The organism is Microbacterium tenebrionis (genome assembly GCF_903645325.1).
In the GTDB taxonomy this organism is placed as follows: domain Bacteria; phylum Actinomycetota; class Actinomycetes; order Actinomycetales; family Microbacteriaceae; genus Microbacterium; species Microbacterium tenebrionis.
The window spans coordinates 74,512-97,590 of the sequence record NZ_CAHJXQ010000006.1 but is presented as its reverse complement, the minus strand read 5'-3'; the positions used below and the strand labels follow the sequence as shown (position 1 = coordinate 97,590).

The following is a 23,079-nucleotide window of genomic DNA, read 5'->3' as shown; positions in this document are numbered from 1 at the left end:
CGCCGAAACCGTTCAGTTTTCGAGCGCCGCCGACATCCCGCTCATACTTTGGTCTGGCGAGTCCTTTTCTGTCGTCGTAGGCTAGTGGTCATGATGTGCGGGAAGCCACGCGGCTCACGGATCTTCCGTGTGCGCGAGAAAGTCCGAGCCGAGGGCTCGGTGCGGCTGCCCACGCGCGCCCGTCGAGAACGTTGCGCGCTCCGCAGGAGAGGGGCGTTCGGTGGACCTGCCGGTCAAGCTCGGTGACGCGCAAGAGTTTCTGATGCTCGTTCCCTCGCCTCTTGCGGAGCGGGTGGCTGAGGACGAGCGCCTGGTCGTGGCGGCCTATCGGTTTCGTAGGGGCCTGGGCATCCGGGCTCGACGGGCGTTGGCCTCGCGTATCGAGCATGAGGTGACCGCCGCGCTGCACATCGTTCGGCCCGGAACGGTGGTGGTGGCGTTCGACGGTGCCGGCACGATGTCTCGGGCCCGAGTACACAGGTTGGCGACGGGCGTAGTCGGTGAGGTGAGCAGGAGCGCCACCAATCTCGTCGGCGCGGACACGACCGTGATTGGAGTCGTGGTGATGTCGCCGACCGAGCGAGATCTCGCCGCCGCGTGCGTGCGGCATGTCGCGGAGCAGCCACCGCACCGGGGCGACGGGCTCGTCTTTCACGCCAGCGACCTCCGCCGGGCGAACATCTATGAGCTGATCGAGGAAGCAGTCCTGTGACGACGGTCAGCTCTCCCCGTGGTCGCAGCGAGGACTACCTGTTAGTCATCTACCAGCGTCGGAACGCCTCGGTCCTGTCGTTGCAGGGGCGGGACACCGAGCTGACCCCCGGGAGCATCGTCGTTGTCCCCCGCTCGACGGTGGAGAGCGCGATGCCCACCGAGGATGCCGATCGCATGATTGTCGAGGTGCCGTTGGGTGTGGTGGGGTTGACGGCGGATCAGGTCGCTGAGGTCTCGGGTGTGGACCTGCAGGAGCGGACCTCGCTGGCGGCGCTGCTGCGGTCCGTGCTCGGGGGCGTGATGGACTCCAAACTCAGCCTTCGCGACGAGGTGGACGTGTTCGCGCCCGTCGCCGACCTGCTGAAAGTCACCCTGCTCAGCGCCCTCACTCCCGACCGCGCCACGACCCGGTATCCGCTGGCCGAGCAGATCGTCACCTACGTGCTCGACAACCTCACCGACCCCGGTCTCGGAGCCGCCCGGATCGCGAAGGACCTGCACGTGTCCGAGCGTCTGCTCTACGCAGAGATGTCCCGCGCGGACATCAGGCTCGCGCAGCTGATCCAGTCCCAGCGCCTGCGTCGCGTCCGCGACGCCCTGACCGCACCGGCCACCATCGACGTCCCCATCGGCATCCTCGCCCAACAGCACGGATTCGTCTCCGCCAGCCACTTCAGCCGCATCTTCCGCGAAGAATTCGGCACCACCCCCCGCCAATGGCGCAACAACACCACACCACCGGGACCGTGAGGTCACCGCTCGCGCGTCAAGCCTTCGTTGCGACCTTCCCGCGCGATCAGGTCACGGGACGCGCTGTCGTCGGCACGGACCTGATGGGCGGTCTCAAGCACTTCGTCGATGTCGCTGTCGGGGATGACGACGGCTCCCGATGAGTCGCAGAAGATGTACTGGCCCGGATAGATGCCCACTCCTTCGATGACGACGGGAATATTTGCCTGAAACGGCGTGACCACTGCTCCACCCCAGGCGACGGCCTCTCCCGAGCACCATGCGGCGAACGGTTCCGCGGCCAGTTCGTCGAAGTCGCGAAGGCGTCCGTCAGTTAGGACGCCGGCGAGGCCGACGTTGGTCGCACGGGAGAGCTTCGTTCCACCGGCGAGAGACGTCGAGCTGTGGCCGTTGCTGGCCATCACGAGGACCGTGTTGCCGGGATTGGCTGGTGATCCGTCGACGGCCTGGTGGAACAGCCGTCCGAAGGTGTATTCCTCCGGGTCAAGTATGGCGTGGCAGGTCGGGAAGAAGGAGATCGTCGCGACGCGCCCGAACAGGATGCGTTCGGGTGCCGGGCTGACGAGCCCGGTGATATGGGCGCGGTGACGGTGCTTCCGGCCGAGCGCATCGGTCAGGTCTGCGCATGTGAGGACTGCGGCTGACGCTGCGCGACGTCGCTCCACCGCGTTGTCTTCATCTTCGTTCACGGTCGTTCCGCATCATTCCTCCGTCACTGATGACGCGGGGGCGTGCCACCGGCTCAGCGGTGGCACGCCCCCACGTGGACATGGTCAGACGGAAGCCTCGGTCGCCTGGATGCGGCGGGGCAGGACCCAGCCGGCACGAGGGTAGTGGCAGTTGTAGCCGTTCGGATACCGCTGGAGGTAGTCCTGGTGCTCAGGCTCGGCCTCCCAGAACGGGCCGGCGGGCTCGATCGTGGTGACAGCCGATCCTGGCCACAGACCGGAGGCATCGACGTCGGCGATCGTCTCCTTGGCGACCTGCTCCTGCTCGGGGGTGAGCGGGAAGATCGCCGACCGGTAGCTGGTGCCGATGTCGTTGCCCTGACGGTTCAGGGTCGACGGGTCGTGGATCTGGAAGAAGAACGCCAGGATGTCCCGGTACGTCGTCTTCGATGGGTCGAAGACGATCTCCACGGCCTCGGCGTGGCCGGGGTGGTTGCGGTAGGTGGCGTGATCGTTCTGCCCGCCGGTGTATCCGGCGCGGGTGCTGATCACGCCCGGCTGCTTGCGGATGAGCTCGTCCACGCCCCAGAAGCAGCCGCCGGCCAGGACGGCCGTCTCGGTGCCGGGTGTGCGGGTGACCTCTCCGGTGTCGTGAATTCCACTGGTCATGATGCGTGCTCCTTCGTGGTCGTGGTGGTGGTCTCGAACAGTGAGCGGAACTCTCCATACCCCTCGGCCTCCAGGTCGGAGACGGGGATGAACCGCAGCGCGGCGGAGTTCATGCAGTAGCGCAGGCCGCCGGCGTTCGCGGGGCCGTCGTCGAAGACGTGCCCGAGGTGGCTGTCCGCCCCGGTAGAGCGGACCTCGGTGCGGGGCATCCAGAGGGATCGGTCCGTCTTCGTGTGAACGGCGTCAGCGACGACCGGCTTGGTGAAGCTGGGCCATCCGGTTCCGCTGTCGTACTTGTCGGTGGATGAGAACAGCGGCTGTCCGGAGACGACGTCCACGTACAGGCCGTCCTCGTGGTTGTCCCAGTACTCGTTGCGGAAGGCCGGCTCGGTGCCGTCCTTCTGGGTGACGCGGTACTGCTGGTCGTTGAGGCGGCTCAGGGCCTCAGAAGTCTTGCTGTAGTCGTGCGACACGATGTCCTCCTTGTTCGGCGCCGCTGGCTGCGGCGTCACTGTTGATAACGCCGGGGTGACGCGGTTTGGTCCCGTGAGCCTGGGAGTGGGCTGTGACTTCAAGAATCCTCCTGTTGTTGTTCCGGGCTATGAGGTATGGCCTTCGGTGAAGCCCCATGTCGTACCTGACTGGCTGTCGTTGAGCACGATCCCGGCGGCGTCGAGTTCGTCACGGATACGGTCTGCAGTGCGGAAGTCTCCGGCCGCACGTGCCTGGGCTCGCTGGTCGAGCGCCTGTGCGATCAGGGCCTCCAGTGCGCGCTCGGCGCGCGGGGGTGTGGCCGTTGATTCGTCCCACGGGCTGTCGCGCGGGTTGATGCCGAGGACGTCAGTCATGGCGAGCACCGCATCCAGCGTGTCGGCACCGGTCCGCGCGTCGTGCTGGGCGAGGGCGGTGTTGCCCCGCCTGACTTCGTCATGGAGGACCGCGAGTGCCATGGGGATGTTGAGGTCGTCATCCAAGGCGTTTCGGAATGCGACCGGCAGCATGTCCGCGTCCGCCGCGCGCCTCGAGTGGTTGGCGCTCCGGGTGATGAAGTCTTCGATCCTGCGCATCGCCGCCGCGGCGGATCGCAGGGCGGAGTCGGTCAGTTCCAGGTTCGACCGATAGTGGGCCGATCCGAGGTAGTAGCGCAGGTCGAGAGGACGCATGTGCTGCAGTAGCTCGTCGAGGGGTGTCGCGTTGCCGAGGGATTTGCTGATCTTGTCGCCGCCGGACGTGACCCAGCCGTTGTGCATCCAGTAGCGCGCGAATCCGTATCCGGCGGCACGGGACTGCGCCTGTTCGTTCTCATGATGAGGAAAGCGCAGGTCGAGCCCGCCACCGTGGATGTCGAAGCTCTCTCCCAGGTAGCGGAGAATCATTGTCGAACAGCTCAGATGCCATCCGGGGCGTCCCGGCCCGTAAGGCGAAGCCCATGCCGCAGGAGCAACGATCTCCTCGCTGGCCCCCGCGTCCGGGGGAGCCGACTTCCAGAGCGCGAAGTCGCGAGGGTCACGTTTCTCTGTTGCCTGATCGGTATGTTCGTCTCCGCGGAGAGTGCCGTGCTCCTGTGAGGTCAAAGACCCGTAGCCGGGCCATGATGAGACGTCGAAGTAGACGTCCCCCGCTTCCCCTCCCGCTCGGTACGCGTGGCCCCGGGCGATCAGCCGGTCGATGAAGGTAAGCATCTCGGCGGTGTGCCCTGTCGCGCGCGGCTCGATCGTCGGCGGCAAGATACCGATCTTGCGATAAGCGTCGGCGAACGCCCTCTCATGACGAGCCGCCCACGCCCACCATGGAACGCCCGCCGTCTGGCTCGCGGCAAGAATCTTGTCGTCCAGGTCGGTGATGTTTCGCACCAGGGTCACGTCGAGCTCGTGGCCGATCTGGAGCCATCGTCGCAGCTGGTCGAAGACCACTGCGGATCGGAGATGACCGACGTGCGGCGGAGCCTGAACAGTCGGACCGCACAGATAGATGCCGACGTGGCCCGGTCGCAGGGGCGCGAACGTGCGTAGCGATGACGTTCCACTATCGAAGAGCCGTAACGTCATCGATCAGCCCATCTCACGGGTGCGCTGCTCTCGGAGCGCACGGAGGTGGACGGCGGCCCAGGAGCGGAAGGGGCGCCAGCGTTCCGCGACCTCCTCGAGCACCGAGTCGGGCCCGTACTGGTAGGAGATCTCGGCGTAGAGGCGGCGTTCCGCGCGCGGAAGGATGTCCTGGGCGTTGGCGCCGCGGATAAGGATGAGGTCCGTGGCGAACGGGCCGATGCCTGTCACCGTGAGCAGGTCGCGGCGAGCCGATTCTTCGGGCATCGTTCGGAGCCGAGGACCGTTGAGCAGCCCGGTGAGTGCGGCCTCTGCGACAGCTCGGAGATACTCTGGCTTCCGACCGGGTAGGTCTAGTTCTTCGGCGTCGATGGCGCGGATGAGCGCATCGGGCGCGGGAAACACCCCGTCGTTGCCGTGCGCGACGATAAGGTCGCGGCGGAGTCGGGCAGCGACCGGGACGCGGGTGCGCTGCGACAAGACGCACCAGGCTGCGGCTTCGTACGGGGAATGGAAGCCGCACGGGCGATATCCGGGGAGCGCCCTTTGGGCGGTGGCGACGATCGGGTCGCGATCGCCGACGGCCGGCCATTCCCGCGCGTCCACATCGAGAGAGAGGAAGCGCCGCACCTGCTCGGCGGCTGCGGTCAGATCGCCCGGGCCGGACAGACCGATCTGGGCGCTCTCCCCGCTCTGGGTGACGTGGGCGGATACGGACGTCCAGTCGTGCTCGCTCACAAAGCGTGCGGAGAGGACGTCCGGGTCGCCGCCGGACTCGATCGCGGTAGGGGTGAACTCTTCCCAGAACCGCTTGCTGGTGCGCAACGACCACGGCCCGAGCACTGGGACCGAGAGGGTGTGCTGCGCCATGGTGGTGTTAGGCGCGGGCGTGGATGGTGACGACGTAGCCGTCGGGGTCTCGGAACGAGAACTGCAGGCCGAACGGCCCCTCGACCGGTTCCTGCACGATCGCCACTCCCGCGTCGACGAGTCGTGCGTGCACGCGTTCCGCGTCATCGTTGCGGAACCAGACGCCGATGCCGGCGCCGAGCTGAGGGATCGCGTCGAGATCCACGCCCGGGAACGGGTCGCGGACGGCGAACGCGGTTCCTTCTGCGGAGAAGACGGTCGCTGCCGGGTTCGAGTCTGGGAGCCGTGTGAGTCCGACGAGCTTGTCGTAGAACTCCGCGGAGACGGCGCGGTCCCGCACCTGGAAAGAGATGAAGTCCGGGCCGGTGGTTGTTGCTGCCATGAGCAAGCTCCTGTTCTGTTCAATAACGCCAGTGTCAATATCCTGACACTCAGTGGAGTGTGTGTCAAACTATTGACATGGATGCATTGGACCGGAGCCCGGAGTCGTTGGGGGTGTTGATCAAGGAGACGCAGTCGCTCCTGAACCAGCGAATGGACGATCGGCTTCGCCCGCTCGCGCTGAGTGTGCCGCAGTACGCGTGCTTGACCGCCTTGCAGGACACGCCAGGTATCACGAGCTCCGAGCTCGCCCGACGCGCGTTCGTGTCCCGTCAGTCGATGAACGTGCTGCTCCAGGGACTGGAGAAGCGGGGGCTGGTGACCCGCTCGAGTGATCCTGGACCCCGGCGAGAACGGAGCGTGGTGCTGAACGACGCCGCAGAGCTCCTCCTCGAACGCGCGCATGAGGAAGTGTCCTCGGTTGTTCAACGCATGACGATGGAGGTCGAGCTGGTGGAGCGCGCCCGTCTTTACGAGCTTCTGGCCCGTTGCCGAGACGCCCTGCTCATTCCTTGACAGCATTGTCAGGCCCGGGGAGCTGGTACCGGCCGACGGCTGTGTAGGAGCCGCGGCGGAAGCGCAGACCAGTGATCCGCTCATCTTCGACGAGCCAGCGCAGTTCGTAGCACGCTCGGTAGTCCGGCGGCCAGAAGGAGCAGAACTGCCCCTCTGCATCCACGTACCACTCCCCCAACGTGGGTCTTCCGTTCTCGACATACACGGTCTTGCCGTTCTCGGCGAATGCCTGCGTCGCCCCGTCCTCGTACAGGATCGATGCGGCCGTCAGCGCGCGAGGGATATCCGATGCTCGAACTTCCTCCGCGTCAACGACGGCGAGATCAGACAGCGGCTCGTTCATCCGTACGTCTCCTCTGGTCTGATCTGCTGCGGGAGATCCAGTCGACTCTCGTCCTGGATCTCATCGGGGCGAGGTGTGGTGTTGTTGCGCCATTGGCGGGGTGTGGTGCCGAATTCTTCGCGGAAGATGCGGCTGAAGTGGCTGGCGGAGACGAACCCGTGCTGTTGGGCGAGGATGCCGATGGGGACGTCGATGGTGGCCGGTGCGGTCAGGGCGTCGCGGACGCGACGCAGGCGCTGGGACTGGATCAGCTGCGCGAGCCTGATGTCCGCGCGGGACATCTCTGCGTAGAGCAGACGCTCGGACACGTGCAGGTCCTTCGCGATCCGGGCGGCTCCGAGACCGGGGTCGGTGAGGTTGTCGAGCACGTAGGTGACGATCTGCTCGGCCAGCGGATACCGGGTCGTGGCGCGGTCGGGAGTGAGGGCGCTGAGCAGGGTGACTTTCAGCAGGTCGGCGACGGGCGCGAACACGTCCACCTCGTCGCGAAGGCTGAGTTCGGAGTCCATCACGCCCCCGAGCACGGACCGCAGCAGCGCCGCCAGCGAGGTCCGCTCCTGCAGGTCCACACCCGAGACCTCAGCGACCTGATCCGCCGTCAACCCCACCACACCCAACGGCAGTCGGAAGAAGTCCCCGATGACTCCTTCGTCGAAGGCGTGGACGTAGGGGCTCGTGCTCGGGTAAACGACGATGCTGCCCGGGGTCATCACGGTCTGGTCATCGCCACGGCGCAGCATCGACCGGTTGCCGCGCTGGAAGACCACGAACAATGACTCGTCGTCGTCCGACATGATCATCCGCTGGGGACGCATAGCGAGGGCAGCCAGCGAGGGCACCGTCTTGACGGACAACGCTCTCAGCTGCCCGATGTCTTGGTAGGACACGTTCACATGCGCCTCGCGGCCCTGCGGGTCGAGAGTCAGGTCCGTCTGGACGAGGTTCTCGCAGAGCATCGTGCGGATCGTCTCCACGCGGTCACGTGGATCGATGCTGCGCGAGTCCCATGTCTGCTGCATCATTACAGCCTCCGCCGGTCTTCCGGGCTTCCCCGGTCTGATTCCAGACTATTGCCGGTCATAGTCGCCCTCGTCGATGACGACATGGATAGCCGCTTCTTCGGCGGAGGCGGCACCGTTGTCGATGCCGATGTCGGAGGCCCAGAAGTCGGAGGATGGGTCTGGGTTGCCGGGTTCGGTCCAGATCAGCCGTCCAGCGCGTACCGATCCGACCTGGTCGTCAAGGATCTCGCCGTCCGTGCCGATGATGTCGCCGATCCCGTCGCCCATCGGCTCTTCGGGTTCGTACTCCGGCACCTCACGCGCCAAGCGAGCCGCCAGCGGCTCCCGGGCACGTGCTTCGCGTGCAGTGAATCCCCACGACAGTTCGGATGACCGCCGCTCCGGTGGAGAGTATCCCGGGCCGTCGTCATCGGAGTCTTCGCCGAGAAGATCCGAGTCCAGGCTCTCATCCGGCGGAAGCAGATCGAACTCGATGTCCTGCCCACTGAACGATCCGTCAGTCATGATGGGTTCCCTTTCTTTCCCCTGACGCCTGGTCTCTCGGCGTCGCGAGCAGACTCTTCACCACCGGGCGATACCACCGGCACGGAGCCTTGTGCGAGCTTCAGCCTCGTCCACACGTTCATGTTGATGACGACGGCTGCGATCTCCGCGATCTCACGCTCATCGAAGAACACCGTCAGCCCTTGATGCATCTCATCGAAGTGCTCGTGCTCGTAACGTGTCAGCGCTTCGCAGTACGCCAGTGCGAGTGCTTCGGAACCGGAGAACATCGTGCTCTGCCGCCAACTCGCCAGGTGCGCCACCATCGCCGCGCCGATTCCTACTTCCACGGCGATACGCGTGTGCAGGATCAGGCAGTACGAGCACGGATTGATCTGAGCAACCCGCAATCGGAGAAGGGCAGCGAGGCGATCACCGATCGACAACTTCGCCGTGTACCCGAACCCCGCAGCCATCTGCTTCGCAAGTTCGTGGAAGTCAGAGAGATCCGGGTCAAAGCGCACATTCTCGAAATCGATCTGCTCTGATATCACGATCTCTCCTCACCGTAGGGCACGGTTCGCTGGCTTGCCGGAGTTCCGACGCCTCCTCCGACGGTAGATCCGCTTCTCTGCCCTGTGTGGCCTGCCCCTGCAGAGAGCTGTCTTCTCCCTGCAACCGCCCGCTCCGCTTCCGAACGCCGCAGGTCGCGGACATTACGCTGCACAGCCAGGCCACCTGGACAGCACCCGGCTCCGTATCGTGACCCGAAGGGGCGTGCTGCCCGCCGTGAAGAGAGAGAAGACGATGCCGACCTCGAGAGTGATCCTCGCCAGCGGCTGCTTCTGGGGAGCCCAGGAGCTCTTCCGCTCACTCCCGGGCGTCGTGAGCACCCGCGTCGGATACTCCGGCGACGACGACACCCCCAACGCAACCTACCGGGATCACGGGGATCACGCAGAAGCCCTCGAAGTGATCTATGACCCCTCGATCATCCGATTCCAGATACTGCTGGAGTTCTTCTTTCAGATTCACGATCCCACCACTCGGAACCGTCAGGGAAACGACATCGGGCGCAGTTACCGATCAGCGATCTTCACGACGACCGAGGGACAGAGGAAGGTCGCCTTCCACGTGATCGAAGCGATCAACGCTTCCGGCCGCTGGCCAGGAAAAGTCGTGACAGAGGTGGGCGAAGCCGGCCCGTTCTGGGAGGCCGAACCCGAACACCAGGACTACCTGCAGAAGCACCCCAATGGATACTCGTGCCATTTCATCCGACCCGACTGGGTACTACCGGGCCGCTGACCGAGATCTCGCGATAGGAGACACATGAAACATCCCGACGGAATGATCGGCTTGACCGCGACCGACGCCGACACTGACCTCCCGGCTGCATCCTCGGACGCAGTCGAAGACTTCGTCATCACTGAGAACGTCGAGTCCGAGCTGTACGAAGCGACCGTGAACGGCAAGCTCGCCGCCGGCCTGCTCTACAGCAGAACCGGCGACCGGGTGCTTCTGCTCGCGACGTCCGTGTTCCCCGAGTTCCGCGGAAAGGGAGTCGCGGCGCGACTCCTTGGAGGCGTCCTCAACAGTCTCCGCGAGGACAAGAAGACCGCGACGGTCTCGTGCCCCTTCGCCGCCGCGTACATCCGCGCTCATCCGGAGTATGCGGATGTCGTCGACACGCGGTTCCCTGGCAACCCCCACGGACACCACCACTGATCGTCATACGCACAAGAGGAGAACCCACATGGCAACCGTCGAACTGACCGAGGACAACTTCGAGGTCACGATCAATCAGAACGACATCGTTCTCGTCGACTTCTGGGCGGACTGGTGCGCACCATGCCATCAGTTTGCGCCGGTCTTCGAGAAGTCGTCGCAAGACAATCCCGACATCGTCCACGCGAAGCTCGACACGGAGTCGGAGCAGCGCATCACTGCGGCGGCCCAAATCACCGCGATTCCCACTCTGCTCGCCTTCCGCCAGGGGTTGCTCGTCTTCAGCCAGGCCGGCGCCCTACCGCCCACTGCCCTAGCCGAAGTGGTAGAGAACGTCAGAGGACTCGACATGGACGAGGTCAGGAAGGACCTCGACTCCGATGGCGGCTCGGCCAAGGATGATCGCTGATGTCCACCTTGCATGGAGCACGCCCCTACATGGACAAGGCCGTCCCAGAAGCATGGGAAGCCGCGTCTGCGTTCGCGACCGCTGTGTCTGAAGCCGCATCGCAACGCGGACTCACTCCCGCCGAGAGCGAGTTGATCAAGGTTCGGGCGTCGCAGTTGAACGGATGCGTCTTCTGCCTCGATCTGCATTCGCGGCAGGCAAGGCGCGCAGGCGTCAATCAGCAACTACTCGACATCTTGGCCGCCTGGCGCGAGTCGCCACTGTTCAGCGATCGAGAGCGCGCCTTGCTCGCGATCGCTGAAGCAGCCACCCGGCTCCCCCTCGACGCCGCCGTGAATGTCGAGCTCGCGCAGGCCCGAAGCACCCTCTCCGAGGCGGAGTTCGCGGCCGCGGAGTGGGTCGCCGCGGCCATCAACATGTTCAATCGGATCTCGATCCTCAGCGAACATCGCGTGCGACCACGCGACTCGGAAGGCAAGCTGAGCTGACGGTGTGCCGTGCGCAGCGTGGCCGCTACGCCAGAGGACGCGTTCGAGGCCGCGCACGACTTGCCGGCCACTCAACCGATCAGGTTCACGCCCCCCTACGCAGCGGTTCAAGCGCCAGGAGATATCGCGGCCATAGAGATGGTGCGTACGGTCCCGTCAAGCCGTACCGTGTTCCGGCACGCGAAGATACTCAACGTCGTTGAGGGCTCCTGCGCCCTAGAGACTGCTGAGAGCATGCACGTCCTGCGTCCTGGCATGTCTCTTGCCCTCGGCACCGGCAAATGGTGCCGCGTGCGCCCATCCCCGTCCGTACGCATCTGGGCCATCTACGCCGACGAGCAGTTCTGGCGCACCCAGATGGCATGGTTCCTCCCTGACGCAGAACGAGTGATCGCAGGAGTACACCCCCTCGAGTGGGACGGCCGCGCAATCGTCCTTGCGCCAGGTATCGCTGTGCTGCGGCATGTCGAGCCGATATGGCGACAGATGAGCGTACTGCGCAGCGGGACCCACTCGCCCGAAGTCGTCGCGACTCACACTCTCGAGCTTCTCGCACGATGGATGAGGCTGATACTGCCGACTTTTCTGGACGAAGCGCCGGACACCCTCACGACACCGTGGACACCCATCAATGGACGACTGACCGACACCGGATCTATTGGCTACGTCGGTCAGGCAATCCGGTTGCTTCGCGGGCGCATCGCAGAGCCGTGGACCGTTGGAGCGCTCTCACGCGAACTCTCCCTCTCACGGACCCACCTCACCCGCATGTTCGTACAGTACGCCGGCGCCGCACCAATGCGTCTACTCACTGAACTCCGGCTCACCGAATTCGCGCGGCTCATCGAAGAAACCGACATTTCCGTAATGCGTGCCGCAAGCGAAGTCGGGTGGAGCGATCCGCGCGTAGCATCCCACTGGTTTCTCCGTCGCTACGGCATCACGCCGACACAGTACCGGCGCACACCACATACGGTTCCTGAGGATCGACAAAGCCACGCTATCGCTGTCAACGACACCAGCCGGTAACCTCTGCGGACTCGTCGTATGAACCGCTCCACTCGACGCGTGTCCCACGTTTCGCCGGCGACGTCGACAGGTCTTGGACTGCCGTGTAGAACACGTCAAATACGTCGGGTTCATCGCGGAGCCTGACGGCCACAGGCCCAGTCCGTTGTCCGTCTCTCTTCTTCCTGATCCGCCCGGCGCACCTCATGGTCGCAAGGGTCAACGGCTTGTGCCGTTGGCCTCGCCGGGAGGAGGTCATTGATGGCGACGGACGAGGAGGCGCGAGCAGCGCGGGATGCGCGGCTCCAACAGCTCCATGAGCGGCTAACGGCTGCAGTCGATCAGCTCGTCTCGGGTGAGGACTGGAAGCGTGCGCTGGAGTTCGCGGCCCGGTTCCGGGCGAAGTCGTTCAACAACACGCTGCTGATCTGGGCTCAACATCTCGATCTCTACGAGGCAGGTCGCACAAGCGCGCCAGAGCCGACCTTCGTGGCCGGTTACAAGCAATGGAAGGCGCTGGGTCGCTCTCCGCTGGCAGGCGGGTCGATGCAGATCTTCGCCCCGCTGATGGCGCGGTTCGCGTCCTCGACACCGCAGAACCCCGGATCATGGCGCCGCCTGGACAGGTACGAGAAGCCGAAGCCCGGAGAAACGGTCCGGTCGAAGATGGTCCGCGCGATTCCGGTGCGTGTCTGGGACGTCTCGATGACCGACGGCCCGCCGATCCCTGAACGCCCGGCGCCGACGCTGATGGAAGGCCAGGCACCGGACGGCTTATGGGAAGGGCTATCGGCACTGGTGGCGGCCGAGGGCTTCGCGGTGCTGCGGGTCGAGCACGAGGGGATGATCCACGGCGCGAACGGCCTGACCGACTTCCAGGCGCGCACGGTCGCGGTGCGGACGAACATGGACGACGCCGCGCAGGTGAAGACCCTCGCGCACGAGCTCGCGCATGTGATGCTGCACGGCCCCGACAGCCCGGATGCGACCGGGCATCGAGGCGTCGGCGAGGTCGAGGCCGAGTCCGTGGCGCTGATGATCGGCGCCGCGCATGGCATGGACACCACCGCCTACACGATCCCGTATGTTTCGGGCTGGGCGGGCACGGTCAAGGACAAGGACCCGGCCGAGGTTGTGCAGGCCACCGGCGAGCGTGTCCGCAAGGTCGCCGTGACGATTCTCGACGCGCTACCCACCGTTCAGGTCGGCACGGGCGACCCGCCCGGCCTGTCCCGTGAGTCGACTGGGACTTCGCGTGTGGCTGGCTCTAAGCGGATCGCACCCCAGTCGGTGCCGGGCGAGTCGGCGCGTTCGTCGCGTCCTGCGGACGTCGCGGTGAGGAGCCTGTGATGAGCGTCGCCAGCGTCCTCTCCTCGGTGTCGACCCTTCCATTGCCACAGGCCGCCGCGCTGCTCGCGGCTGCTGGGGTGCCTGTGTTGCCGTGCGTGCCGGGCGCGAAGAACCCGCTGTTGAAGCCCGATGAGGAGAACCCGGAAGCGCAGCCCGGCGGGTTCCACGCGGCAACCATCGATGCCCGTCAGGTGGCGGCGTGGTGGCGGCGGTGGCCGTCCGCGAACATTGGCATCCCGACCGGCGCTGTCTCCGGGGTCGTGGTCGTCGATGTGGATCGCAAGCCCGGCGGTGACGGGTTCGCGGCGTTCGAGCGCTCCCGCCGTGCCGGCCTGGTGCCGGGATGGCTGGCCGCGGTCAGGTCGGCGTCGGGCGGGGCGCACTTCTACTTCCCATCCGACCCGGACCGGCCGCAGCGGTCGTGGCAGGCGGCGAAGGCGCATGTGGACTTCCGCGGCGACGGCGGCTACATCATCGTCCCGCCCTCGGCCGTGACAGGCGCCGGCTCCTACGAGTTCGTCGCCGGTGCCGACCGTGCGCCCGCACCGGTCGATGCGGCTCGGCTGCGGGACTTCCTCGACCCGCGCCCGGAGCCTGCCCCGCACCAGGTACGCGGCCCGATCCGGTCGGAAGATGCCACACGGCTGGCCGCGTGGGTCGGGATGCGCGCCGAGGGCGAGCGCAACCGCGGCCTGTTCTGGGCATCGTGCCGTCTCGCGGAGGCAGGCATGTCGCTGCCGGAGATGGTCGACGCGCTTGCCCCGGCCGGCGAACGAGTCGGCCTTGCGCCGCGAGAGGTCGAGACCACGATCCGTTCTGCGTACCGCGTCGCGCACGCCCGGCCCGCATCCGTCGTCGGGCAGGGCGATGCGCCGCAACGGCCGGTGCGGCTCACGGGGCAGGTGCTCTTATGAGTACCGCGGTACGGACGCGGGGCGGCGGGGTCGCGGTCGTGACGGCCTTGGCCGGGACGGTGTTCATCGCGGCCGGCGCGTTCTGGCTCTCGTTCACCGCCCTCGCGGACCTCGCTCGCCGCTCGGGCGTGGATGCCGGGCAGGCCTGGGCGTGGCCGCTCATCGTCGACGGGATCATCGTCGTCGCGACGGTCGCTGTCGTCGCCCTCGCGAGCCAGCGGTCGGCTTGGTACCCGTGGCTGCTGCTCGCGGCCGGTGCGCTGGTGTCGGTGACGGCGAACGCGATCCACGCCGTCGTCGCGGCCGACGCCGACGTGCCCAGCGTGCTCGCCGCGTGTGTGGCGGCGGTACCGCCGATGGTGCTGCTGGCGATCACGCACCTCACCGTGATCCTCCCCCGCCCCCTTCCCGCGAGCATCGAGCCCGCCGAGGAGCCTGCGCCTGATGAGCGCGTGCCTGATGCTGCGCCAGCGCCGCTGGCGGTCGGACCGGTGCGCCAGGCGAGCCGGGAGCTCGCAGCGCGCCTGCGCGAGGAGGAGGGCTGGTCGAACAAGGCCATCGCCCGGCGCCTGGGCGTGCACCCCTCCACCGTGGGTCGCTGGTTCACGGCCCCGCCCGCACTGACGAGGCCTGAGGAGAAGGAGACGCCATGAACGACGACCAGCACACGACCGCCCTGCACGAGCGCGTCGAACGCGCCCCGGACTGGCCGGAGCGCGACGAGACGCCGCGGGAGGGCGAGACCTCGGCGCTCGCCCGGCACCGCGACCCGTCGCTGACCAAAGACACCACGGAGGCGGCGAAGAAGCAACGGCCGGGCGTGGAGTGGGTGCGCCCGACCGACCTGATGGTCTCCCGCTCGGCCAGGGTTGCGGGACGGGGTATCGACTTCCAGGCTGAGCTCGCCCGCCGCTCCCGCCGGGTTCCCGGCCAGGCGTACCGGGCAGCGCGCACCGGGGCGCGCACTGGTGTCCGGTTCGTGAGCGAGCGTGCCCGGAAGCTGCCGCCCGTGACGGCGTTCGGCCGCGGGTCCGGGGAGCACTACTCCTGGGTGTCTCGCTCCGGGATCGGGCTCGGGTAACCATGTTCGCCCCCGGCGCGACGGCGCGAAACCAAGCCGCTGGGGGCCGTGTGCGCACCTGCCTGTCAGGAGGTGCCGTCATGGAGACTGCCACGGCCCGCAAACGGCGGGAACGATTCGACGATTCGGAAGCGCTGCGCGCCCTGCTCACCCGCCTCCACGAGGCGGGGCGCGGAGCGTGGCGCCATGACCCCGAGGCCGCTGCGCTCATGGAGCACGCGGCGAGCAAGTACGCGGCGCTGGCCCGCAAACACGGACTGGACCCGTGGGAGGCGGCGTCCGCGGCATTCGAGGCGATGCGCGGTGCCGCGACCCGCCGGGCGGAGGACCCGTGGGCGGTGATCACGCGGGCGGTGCAGGTGACGTGCACCGCGGAGGAGCGCGGCAACGGGCTGCTGTGCTCCGTTCACCAGGCCCGCCGTCCCCGCTACTCGGTGTTCCACGATGCGGAGCGGTTCAGCGATCGGGAGAACCCGCTGCCCGACTACCACCCCGCGTTCCGGTTCGACCCATTCACCGACGACGAGCCCGACGACGAGGACCCGGCGCCCGAGCGAGCGGTGAACGTGACCGCCGCCATCGAGGACACCATCGCGTTCCTCACCCGGGTCGGGTGGGAGCCAGAGACCGCGCGGGCCGCGGTCGAGTACGTCACTGCCCGGCTCACGGAGGCGTCCTCGCGGGCGTCGGCGTTCGAGGTGCTGCGCCGAGACCGGCAAGCCCGCGCCCTCCTCGACCTCCCCGGCGCATCCTGGACGGCGCTGCTGCGGGCCGTGCTCGGCGTTCCCGACCCGGCACTCGCGCACACGAACGCCGGCCGCGGAATGCTCCGCCGCCTGCTGATCGGCCAGCCGCTGCGCGCACTCCTCACAGACGACGATCTCGTGATCACCGCCGGGCTCGCCGCACCCAGATTCGATGCCGGGAGCGGCGGGCGATGAGCACGCCGCTGGAAGGCCGAATCGAGCTGGAGCGCGCCGTCGATTCGATCGTCGTCGGCGCGCGGCACAGGCACGACCACGGCGACCTGATCCCGCTGGTCGAGTCGATACGCCGCCACGGGCTGCTGCAGCCGATCACGGTCACCCTCGACGGGCACCTGATCTGCGGAGCCCGACGGCTCGCGGCGATCAAGCTGCTCGGCATCAAAACCGTCAACGTGTGGGTACGCTCCGGCGTCTCCGACCGGCTCGGGCAGCTCCTCGCGGAGCAGGACGACAACCAGCTCCACAAGCCCCTCACCCAGCTCGAAGCCGCCGCCCTCTACCGCGAGCTGAAGGCCCTGCTGGCCGAGGACGCCGCGCGCCGACAGGAGGCCACCCGGTTCCAGGCGTCCGCCGACGACGCAGAAGACGGTGGTGCCAATTTGGCACCACCGCAGATCGAGCAGGGCAAGACCCGTGCGCAGGCTGCTCGGATGGTCACTGGCCGCGCCTCCTACACGACGTTGGAGCGCATCGGCCGGCTGGAAGACCTCGCCGCGGACGAGTCCCAGCCCGAGGCGGTGCGGGCGCGCGCCGCGCAGGAGGTCGAGCAGATCAAGACCGGCGGCAGCGTCTATCCCTCGCATCTGCGCGTGAACGCGGAGCTGTCGCTGGCGGAGCTCGACCAGCTCGCCGCCGACCCTGCCCAGCCCGCCGAGCTGCGCGAGCAGGCCCGCACCGAAGCGGATGCGGTGCGGGCGGCGGAGCGGGAGGCGAAGGCTGCGGAGCTGGAGCAGTTGGCGCAGGCCGCGCTCGCCCGCGTCAAGGCCGCCAAGACCGGCAGGAAGGCGAAGCGGCCCGCGCTGACGGCGGTGGAGCCGGGTGTCCCGGTGCCGTTCCCGCTGAGCGTGTTCACCGCGACGTGGGACGACATGGCCTCGTGGTGGGAGCACTACGCCCCCGCCGATGTCGGCCCGGCACTCACCACCGAGCAATGGGCCCGGTTCGAGGAGACGATCGCCGGCACCGTCACGTTCGCCGATGCCGCCCGTGCCGCCCGGGAGGACCGGGCCGAGCAGACCGCCTGAACAGGGCGGGGGGCGGTGGTGCGCACCTTCCTGGCAACCACGCATCCCTGTTGCCGTCCGGGAAGGACCCCTGTTCATGGACCCCGCCGCCCCCGATGACCGTCGCCGTCGTCGCCTGCTGATCGCCGCCACCGCCGCAGGCCTCGCCCTGCTGATCCTCGTCGGCGTCGGCATCTACGGACTCGTCCACGGCCCCGCCGCGGCCGACCCGGCGTCGAGCGAACGCCCGTCTACCACGGCTGCGCCTGTGACGCCCGGCCCGATGCCGGGCGGTGAGCTGGAGTCGCTCCGGCAGAACCTCGGCCCGGAAGCGTTCGCCCGCGCGGTCGCGACCGCCCTGTTCACCTGGGACACCACGACCGGGCACACGCCCTCGGACTATGCGCAGGTGCTCGCGGATGCCGCCCACGGTTCCGAGGCGGATGCGTTCGTGGGCGACGTGCGCGCCTACCTGCCTTCTGTGGAGGCGTGGGCGCAGCTGCGACAGTATGCGACGCGCCAGTGGCTCACCATCGACGAGGTGTTCATCCCGGAGGCGTGGGAGACCGCCGTCGACCAGGCCGCGCCCGGCCAGATCCCGGCCGGGGCGATCGCCTACACCTTCGAGGGCACGAGGCACCGCGACGGCACCTGGGGCACGACGCCGGTGGAGGCGTCCCGCCCGGTCGCGTTCACCGTGTTCCTCGTCTGCAACCCGCCCACGCCCGGCCACGGCGCGGCATCAGGTTCGTGCGAGGTGCTGCGGCTGTCCGAGCTCGACAACCCGCTGCACTAGCCGGGAGCGTCGTGATGAAGAAGCTCGCCGTCCTCGCCCTCACCCTGCTGCTCATCGGGCCCTCCACGGCCCTGCTGGGCGTCGCCGCGCTCGGCGGCACCTCCGCGACCGCCGCCGTCTGCACGCCCGGCTCACTCGCGGTCGGCCCGATCCCGGACTCGCTGACCACGACGACCCGAAACGGGGAGACGGTCACGCTGAACCGGCAACAGCTCACGCACGCGGCGACGATCATCACGGTCGGCGGGCAGACCGCCGGCGTCGGCCGCGACGGTGTGCTCATCGCGCTCATGGCCGCCCTCACCGAATCCACCCTGCGGATGCTCGCCAACACCAGCGCCTACCCCGAGTCGGCGAACTATCCGAACGACGGCAACGGTTCTGATCATGACTCGCTCGGCCTGTTCCAGATGCGCCCCGCCAGCGGCTGGGGCACGGTCGCCGAGCTCATGGACTCGGCTTACCAGGCCAGGGCGTTCTACGGCGGCGAGTCCGGCCCGAACTACCCGTCCCCGCGGGGGCTGCTCGACATCCCCGGCTGGCAGCAGCTCGACCCCGGCGAGGCCGCCCAGGCCGTCGAGGTCAGCGCCTACCCGGACAGGTATCAGAACTACCAGCCAGTCGCGCAGGCGATCCTCGACGCCCTCACCCGCCCCGCGCCCTCCGGCAACGGCGGCGGGGATGAGACACCGGTCGTGCCCGAGACGACCAGGATCGTGTTCCCGCTTCCCGAGGGAACCTGGGTGCGGACGAGCCCGTTCGGGTGGCGCAACGACCCGATCACCGGGGAACGACGCTTCCACGCAGGCTCGGACTTCGCCGCCCCCGACGGCACCCCGATCTACGCCGTCGCCGATGGCGTCGTGGTGCGCGCGAACTACACCGACGCAGGCGGCGGGATCATCGTCATCGAGCACACCGTCGGCGGGCAGCGGGTCGCGTCGATGTATGTGCACATGTGGCAGCACGGCATCCACGTCGCCGACGGCGACACCGTGACCGCGGGCCAGCACATCGGAGACGTCGGCTCCTCCGGCCACTCGACCGGCCCGCACCTCCACCTGCAGATCCACCCCGGCGGCGCCGGAGCGGACCCGGTGGACTCCGACGCCTGGCTCACCGAACACGGTGCCGGAGGGATTGCGGGCGGCGATGCCGCCCCCGCCCTGTGCACTGCCGGGGGCGCGTGATGGACGTGTTCCCCGACTTCGGCGGCGTGGGCGGCGCCGCAGACCTGCGCTCCATCGTCGGCGCGCTGCTGATGTTCGTGCTCGTCACCGCGGTGCTCATGCTCATCGTCTGCGCCATCATCTGGGCGATCAGCGGAGCCTCCGGCAACTACCAGGCAGCGACCAAGGCCCGCACCGGCCTGCTTGTCGCGGTCGGCGCCGCCGCGCTATCCGGTGCCGGCGTTGCCTGGCTCAACTTCCTGCTGGACGTCGGCACCCGGCTCTGACCGTCCTTGCCTGTGCGGCTGGGAGCGAGTGCGCACCTGACCGTCGAGAACCCCGTCTCGACCAGTCAAGGGAGCACAACCGTGATCGACATCGACCCCAACAGCTCGGGCCTTCCGGGCATCGAGCAGCTGCGCATCATCGTCGGCGCCGTCATGACGGTGGGCCTGATCCTCTCCGTCCTCGCCCTGATCGTCTCCGCGATCGTCTGGGGTCTCGGATCGAACAGCAGCAACCCCCACCTCGCCAGCCGCGGCAAGGTCGGCGTCCTCGTGAGCTGCGGGGCGGCGATCATCTGCGGCGCGGCGGTGACGCTGGTGAACTTCTTCTGGGGCGTCGGGCAGGCCGTCTAATGACGACCCGACATGACTTCCGACGGCGGGGGTGGGCGCGGTGAGCGTCTGCGACGTCCCGGTCATCTCCTCCGTCTGTGACGCCGTGGGCGAGGGCACCGCCTCCCTGATCGCGGCCCCGTTCGACTGGCTGGCTCAGGCGATGGCGGGGGCGGCGGCGTGGCTGTTCGAGGCCGTGTGGTGGGTGTTCGACACCACGACCCTCGTCGACGTCACGAGCGCCGAGTACGTCGGCGTCTACAACGTCCTCTTCGGCGTCGCCGTGTTCGTGATGCTGATCTTCTTCTGCCTCCAGCTCATCACCGGCCTGGTCCACCGCGACCCGACCGCCTTGTCCCGTGCCGCGCTCGGCCTCGCCAAGTCCGTCCTCGGCTCGTTTCTCGTCATCACGCTGACGGCGCTGCTGTTGGAGGTGACCGATCAGCTCGCGGTCGGGATCGTGCAGGCCACCGGGAACACGATGGAAGGGATGGGGACCCAGATCGGGCTCCTCGCCGTCGCCCTCGGCGCCATCAACATCGGCGGCCCTGGCGTCGGGGCGATCCTCACGATCTTCTTCGCCGGCCTAGCCATATCGGCGGCGGCGATTGTGTGGTTCTCCCTGCTGATCCGCAAGGCGCTGCTGCTGGTGGCGGTCGTGTTCGGCCCGGTCGCCCTGGCCGGGGCGACGTGGGATGCGACGAAGGGCTGGTTCGCCAAGTGGGCGGCGTTCGTGATCGCCCTGATCTTCTCCAAGCTCGTCCTCGTCGTGATCTTCCTCGTCGCGATCGGGCAGGTCTCGGCCCCGATCGAGGCCGACCTGGCCTCCATCTCCGACCCGATCGCGGGCGTCGTGCTGATGTTCATCGCCGCGTTCGCCCCGTACATCACCTACAAGTTCCTGTCGTTCGTGGGCTTCGACATGTACCACGCGATGTCGTCCGAGCAGGAGGCGAAGTCCGCGCTGAACCGGCCCGTGCCGGTGCCGTCCGCCCCGCAGGCCGACACGGCCAAGAAGGTCCTCGACGGCGGCACCGACCCGGGCAGCAAGCCGCCGAGTGGTGGAGGCGGCGCGGGCGGAGGCTCGACACCGCCCCCACCTCCTCCCGGTGCGTCGGCTGCGGCCCCGGCCAGCGCGGGAGCCGGCACGGCGGGCACCGGCGCCGCCGCATCAGCCGGAGCAGGAGCAGGGGCTGGAGCTGGAGCTGGAGCTGGAGCGGGCGCCGGAGCTGCCGGCGCTGGCGCGGCTGGTGCCGGTGCGGCCGCGGGGCCGGTCGGTGCCGCGGTGGTCGTCGGAGCCGCCGTGGTCAAGGCCGCAGCGACCGCCGGTCCGAAGGCAGGCAGAGCGGCGGGCGGCGCGGCGGACAGTCAGGCCGGCGCGGCGGCCGAGCAGGCATCCCCGCCGCCGTCGCAGGGCGCCCCGCCGCGTCCCGCACCGTCGACACCGCCTCCGGCCACGCCGCCCTCTCCCGGGCCTGGAGAGTCTTCGCCCGCGCGCCAGCGCCGGCAGGACCCGCCGCCTCCGCCGTCGTCCGCACCGGCCGGGAAGGAGTAACCGATGGTCACGAACTCGCCTAGCGACTACCCGCTGGCGCCGGTGCAGTTCTCGCGGCTCGCCAGGCGCGGCATCATGCTCGGTCTGTCCCTGCCGCAGCTCATCGTCCTCGGTATCGCGGTGCTCACGGTCGTCTTCTCCCTCTACACCGCCGACGGGATGGGCTTGGCCTGGACCGCACCCGTCTGGGGGACCTGCGCCCTGCTCGCGGTGATCCCTGCCGGGGGCCGGAAGGTGATCGAGTGGGTGCCGATCCTCGCCCGCTGGGCCGCCCGGACCTATCTCGGGCAGCTCATCTACCGGCGCCGCGTCATCAAGCCCCGCCCCGCCGGGACCCTCGCCCTGCCCGGGGATGCGGCACCGCTGCGGGAGTGGGAAGACCCCGAGACCGGCGCGGCGATGGTCCACGACCCGCACGCGCAGACCCTCACCGCGATCCTCGGCGTCTCCCACCCCGCGTTCGTGCTCCTTGATCCGGGTGAGCAGCAGCGTCGCGTCTCCGGCTGGGGCCGCGTACTGGCCGCCGCCTGCAGGTCCGGGCGGATCGCCCGCATCCAGGTGTCCGAGCGCACTCTGCCGGATTCCGGGACGGGGCTGGCGGAGTGGTGGCGCACGCACGGCACCGACGACGGCTCCTGGGCCGCGACCACGTACGCCGAGCTCATCGAGCGTGCCGGCCCCGCCGGAGAGCGCCACGCGACGACCATCTCGCTCGCGCTCGACATGAAGGCCGCCGCCCGGCAGATCAGAACGAGCGGTGGCGGGATACGCGGCGCGGCTGCGGTGCTGCGGCAGGAGATGAGCACGCTGACGACGGCGTTGCGCGCCGCGGAGCTCAGTAGCACCGGGTGGCTGACGCCGGGCGAGGTCGCCGTCGTCCTGCGCTCGGCTTACGACCCCGCCGCCGCCCCGGCGCTGGAGCGCCACGGGGACCTGGGCCGTGACCTGGCGACCGCAGGTCCGGTCGCGGTTACCGAGACCTGGGACCGGCTGCGGTCGGACTCCGCGCACCATGCGGTGCTGTGGATCACCGAGTGGCCTCGCTCGCAGGTGTATCCCGGCTTCCTCGCGCCGCTCGTGCTGTCCAACGGCATCCTGCGCACCCTCGCCCTGCACTACACCCCGGTGCGCGCCGACCAGGCCGCGCGGGACCTGCGGAAGAAGAAGACCGAGCTCATCTCCGATGCCGCCCAGCGGCGCAAGATCGGGCAGATCGACGACGCGGCCAGCAGCGCCGAGCTGGACGACGTGCTCCAGCAGGAGGCGGACCTGACTGCCGGGCACGGCGTCCTGCGCGTCTCCGGCCTCGTCTCCGTCTCTGCGCCGACCGTGGACGAGCTCGACGCGGCGGTGGCCGCGGTCGAGCAGGCGGCGATCCAAGCGTCCTGCGAGACCAGGCGGCTCGTCGGTCAGCAGGCGCAGGCATTCACCGCTGCCGCGCTGCCGTTGTGCCGGCCGGTCTGACCCGGCGCACCTGCTCACCAACCGTCACGCCTTCCTGTGAGGAGCCCCG

30 protein-coding genes are annotated in these 23,079 nt (G+C 68.3%); 20 read left to right on the top strand and 10 right to left on the bottom strand.

Going from position 1 to position 23,079, the window contains the following annotated elements:
- Nucleotides 1-220 precede the first annotated feature (220 nt).
- Both HWX58_RS10260 and HWX58_RS10255 read left to right on the top strand, forming a co-directional pair.
- Complete coding sequence (locus tag HWX58_RS10260) at nucleotides 221-712, top strand: hypothetical protein (RefSeq protein ID WP_020625383.1); 492 nt, start codon at nucleotides 221-223, stop codon at nucleotides 710-712.
- Nucleotides 709-1,464, top strand: coding sequence for a helix-turn-helix domain-containing protein (locus HWX58_RS10255; protein WP_175987530.1), 756 nt, complete (start codon nucleotides 709-711; stop codon nucleotides 1,462-1,464). The genes HWX58_RS10260 and HWX58_RS10255 overlap by 4 nt, the downstream gene beginning before the upstream one ends.
- A 2-nt stretch (nucleotides 1,465-1,466) precedes the next feature.
- On the opposite strand, the gene HWX58_RS10250 is transcribed toward HWX58_RS10255, so the two are convergent.
- From HWX58_RS10250 to HWX58_RS10225, 6 genes are all read right to left on the bottom strand, one after another.
- Nucleotides 1,467-2,153, bottom strand: a complete 687-nt coding sequence (locus HWX58_RS10250) for an RraA family protein (RefSeq protein WP_240739669.1) — start codon at nucleotides 2,151-2,153, stop codon at nucleotides 1,467-1,469.
- 84 nt (nucleotides 2,154-2,237) lie between these two features.
- Nucleotides 2,238-2,801 carry a peptide-methionine (S)-S-oxide reductase MsrA gene (msrA, locus tag HWX58_RS10245; protein WP_020625394.1) on the bottom strand — a complete coding sequence of 188 codons (564 nt, stop codon included), beginning with the start codon at nucleotides 2,799-2,801 and terminating at the stop codon, nucleotides 2,238-2,240.
- Nucleotides 2,798-3,274, bottom strand: a complete 477-nt coding sequence (gene msrB / locus HWX58_RS10240; RefSeq protein ID WP_020625393.1) for a peptide-methionine (R)-S-oxide reductase MsrB — start codon at nucleotides 3,272-3,274, stop codon at nucleotides 2,798-2,800. The genes msrA (HWX58_RS10245) and msrB overlap by 4 nt, the downstream gene beginning before the upstream one ends.
- Nucleotides 3,275-3,400: 126 nt before the next feature.
- Complete coding sequence (gene cysS, locus HWX58_RS10235) at nucleotides 3,401-4,849, bottom strand: cysteine--tRNA ligase (RefSeq protein ID WP_070708717.1); 1,449 nt, start codon at nucleotides 4,847-4,849, stop codon at nucleotides 3,401-3,403.
- Nucleotides 4,850-4,852: 3 nt separating this feature from the next.
- The gene (locus HWX58_RS10230; protein ID WP_070708718.1) at nucleotides 4,853-5,716 is read right to left on the bottom strand and encodes a DNA-3-methyladenine glycosylase family protein; all 864 of its coding nucleotides are present in this window, start codon (nucleotides 5,714-5,716) and stop codon (nucleotides 4,853-4,855) included.
- Between the two features lie 7 nt (nucleotides 5,717-5,723).
- Nucleotides 5,724-6,098 carry a VOC family protein gene (locus HWX58_RS10225; protein WP_175987528.1) on the bottom strand — a complete coding sequence of 125 codons (375 nt, stop codon included), beginning with the start codon at nucleotides 6,096-6,098 and terminating at the stop codon, nucleotides 5,724-5,726.
- 77 nt (nucleotides 6,099-6,175) lie between these two features.
- Between HWX58_RS10225 and HWX58_RS10220 the strand changes: the two genes are divergently transcribed.
- A complete protein-coding gene (locus HWX58_RS10220; protein ID WP_020621643.1) occupies nucleotides 6,176-6,613 on the top strand; it encodes a MarR family winged helix-turn-helix transcriptional regulator in 438 nt (145 codons plus the stop codon).
- On the opposite strand, the gene HWX58_RS10215 is transcribed toward HWX58_RS10220, so the two are convergent.
- The 4 genes from HWX58_RS10215 to HWX58_RS10200 are packed head-to-tail and all read right to left on the bottom strand — an operon-like array spanning nucleotide 6,603 to nucleotide 9,015.
- Nucleotides 6,603-6,956, bottom strand: coding sequence for a hypothetical protein (locus HWX58_RS10215; RefSeq protein ID WP_070708719.1), 354 nt, complete (start codon nucleotides 6,954-6,956; stop codon nucleotides 6,603-6,605). The genes HWX58_RS10220 and HWX58_RS10215 overlap by 11 nt on opposite strands.
- Nucleotides 6,953-7,978 carry a helix-turn-helix domain-containing protein gene (locus tag HWX58_RS10210; RefSeq protein WP_101966225.1) on the bottom strand — a complete coding sequence of 342 codons (1,026 nt, stop codon included), beginning with the start codon at nucleotides 7,976-7,978 and terminating at the stop codon, nucleotides 6,953-6,955. The genes HWX58_RS10215 and HWX58_RS10210 overlap by 4 nt, the downstream gene beginning before the upstream one ends.
- A 45-nt stretch (nucleotides 7,979-8,023) precedes the next feature.
- Nucleotides 8,024-8,482, bottom strand: coding sequence for a DUF5709 domain-containing protein (locus HWX58_RS10205; protein WP_020627589.1), 459 nt, complete (start codon nucleotides 8,480-8,482; stop codon nucleotides 8,024-8,026).
- Nucleotides 8,479-9,015, bottom strand: coding sequence for a carboxymuconolactone decarboxylase family protein (locus HWX58_RS10200; protein WP_020627590.1), 537 nt, complete (start codon nucleotides 9,013-9,015; stop codon nucleotides 8,479-8,481). The genes HWX58_RS10205 and HWX58_RS10200 overlap by 4 nt, the downstream gene beginning before the upstream one ends.
- 253 nt (nucleotides 9,016-9,268) lie before the next feature.
- Between HWX58_RS10200 and msrA (HWX58_RS10195) the strand changes: the two genes are divergently transcribed.
- From msrA (HWX58_RS10195) to HWX58_RS10115, 17 genes are all read left to right on the top strand, one after another.
- Nucleotides 9,269-9,769, top strand: coding sequence for a peptide-methionine (S)-S-oxide reductase MsrA (msrA, locus tag HWX58_RS10195; protein WP_043281847.1), 501 nt, complete (start codon nucleotides 9,269-9,271; stop codon nucleotides 9,767-9,769).
- A 24-nt stretch (nucleotides 9,770-9,793) separates the two neighbouring features.
- Nucleotides 9,794-10,189: a GNAT family N-acetyltransferase gene (locus HWX58_RS10190; RefSeq protein WP_083325287.1), complete on the top strand. Its 396-nt coding sequence runs from the start codon at nucleotides 9,794-9,796 to the stop codon at nucleotides 10,187-10,189.
- A gap of 28 nt (nucleotides 10,190-10,217) precedes the next feature.
- Nucleotides 10,218-10,598, top strand: a complete 381-nt coding sequence (gene trxA / locus HWX58_RS10185) for a thioredoxin (RefSeq protein ID WP_020627593.1) — start codon at nucleotides 10,218-10,220, stop codon at nucleotides 10,596-10,598.
- A complete protein-coding gene (locus tag HWX58_RS10180) occupies nucleotides 10,598-11,086 on the top strand; it encodes a carboxymuconolactone decarboxylase family protein (RefSeq protein WP_020627594.1) in 489 nt (162 codons plus the stop codon). The genes trxA and HWX58_RS10180 overlap by 1 nt, the downstream gene beginning before the upstream one ends.
- Before the next feature lie 255 nt (nucleotides 11,087-11,341).
- On the top strand, nucleotides 11,342-12,115 hold the full coding sequence (locus HWX58_RS10175; protein WP_168167988.1) for an AraC family transcriptional regulator: 774 nt from the start codon (nucleotides 11,342-11,344) through the stop codon (nucleotides 12,113-12,115).
- Nucleotides 12,116-12,355: 240 nt separating this feature from the next.
- The gene (locus HWX58_RS10170; RefSeq protein WP_070708795.1) at nucleotides 12,356-13,444 is read left to right on the top strand and encodes an ImmA/IrrE family metallo-endopeptidase; all 1,089 of its coding nucleotides are present in this window, start codon (nucleotides 12,356-12,358) and stop codon (nucleotides 13,442-13,444) included.
- The gene (locus HWX58_RS10165; protein WP_020627596.1) at nucleotides 13,444-14,358 is read left to right on the top strand and encodes a bifunctional DNA primase/polymerase; all 915 of its coding nucleotides are present in this window, start codon (nucleotides 13,444-13,446) and stop codon (nucleotides 14,356-14,358) included. Before HWX58_RS10170 ends, HWX58_RS10165 begins: the two co-directional genes overlap by 1 nt.
- Nucleotides 14,355-15,011, top strand: coding sequence for a DUF2637 domain-containing protein (locus HWX58_RS10160; RefSeq protein ID WP_175987526.1), 657 nt, complete (start codon nucleotides 14,355-14,357; stop codon nucleotides 15,009-15,011). The genes HWX58_RS10165 and HWX58_RS10160 overlap by 4 nt, the downstream gene beginning before the upstream one ends.
- Nucleotides 15,008-15,439 carry a hypothetical protein gene (locus tag HWX58_RS10155; RefSeq protein ID WP_020627598.1) on the top strand — a complete coding sequence of 144 codons (432 nt, stop codon included), beginning with the start codon at nucleotides 15,008-15,010 and terminating at the stop codon, nucleotides 15,437-15,439. The genes HWX58_RS10160 and HWX58_RS10155 overlap by 4 nt, the downstream gene beginning before the upstream one ends.
- Nucleotides 15,440-15,519: 80 nt before the next feature.
- Complete coding sequence (locus HWX58_RS10150) at nucleotides 15,520-16,380, top strand: serine/threonine-protein kinase (RefSeq protein ID WP_043281843.1); 861 nt, start codon at nucleotides 15,520-15,522, stop codon at nucleotides 16,378-16,380.
- Entirely contained in the window at nucleotides 16,377-17,450 is a 1,074-nt protein-coding gene (locus HWX58_RS10145) for a ParB N-terminal domain-containing protein (protein WP_175987524.1), read from the top strand. Before HWX58_RS10150 ends, HWX58_RS10145 begins: the two co-directional genes overlap by 4 nt.
- Before the next feature lie 76 nt (nucleotides 17,451-17,526).
- Nucleotides 17,527-18,225 (top strand): hypothetical protein, encoded by a 699-nt coding sequence (locus HWX58_RS10140; RefSeq protein ID WP_020627601.1) that lies wholly within the window; start codon nucleotides 17,527-17,529, stop codon nucleotides 18,223-18,225.
- A gap of 14 nt (nucleotides 18,226-18,239) precedes the next feature.
- Nucleotides 18,240-19,415 carry a M23 family metallopeptidase gene (locus HWX58_RS10135; protein WP_020627602.1) on the top strand — a complete coding sequence of 392 codons (1,176 nt, stop codon included), beginning with the start codon at nucleotides 18,240-18,242 and terminating at the stop codon, nucleotides 19,413-19,415.
- The gene (locus HWX58_RS10130) at nucleotides 19,415-19,681 is read left to right on the top strand and encodes a DUF6112 family protein (protein ID WP_043281856.1); all 267 of its coding nucleotides are present in this window, start codon (nucleotides 19,415-19,417) and stop codon (nucleotides 19,679-19,681) included. The genes HWX58_RS10135 and HWX58_RS10130 overlap by 1 nt, the downstream gene beginning before the upstream one ends.
- An 81-nt stretch (nucleotides 19,682-19,762) precedes the next feature.
- The gene (locus HWX58_RS10125) at nucleotides 19,763-20,032 is read left to right on the top strand and encodes a DUF6112 family protein (RefSeq protein ID WP_020627604.1); all 270 of its coding nucleotides are present in this window, start codon (nucleotides 19,763-19,765) and stop codon (nucleotides 20,030-20,032) included.
- Nucleotides 20,033-20,072: 40 nt separating this feature from the next.
- Nucleotides 20,073-21,566 carry a TrbL/VirB6 family protein gene (locus HWX58_RS10120; protein ID WP_043281858.1) on the top strand — a complete coding sequence of 498 codons (1,494 nt, stop codon included), beginning with the start codon at nucleotides 20,073-20,075 and terminating at the stop codon, nucleotides 21,564-21,566.
- Between the two features lie 3 nt (nucleotides 21,567-21,569).
- Nucleotides 21,570-23,030 carry an SCO6880 family protein gene (locus tag HWX58_RS10115; protein ID WP_020627606.1) on the top strand — a complete coding sequence of 487 codons (1,461 nt, stop codon included), beginning with the start codon at nucleotides 21,570-21,572 and terminating at the stop codon, nucleotides 23,028-23,030.
- Nucleotides 23,031-23,079 lie beyond the last annotated feature (49 nt).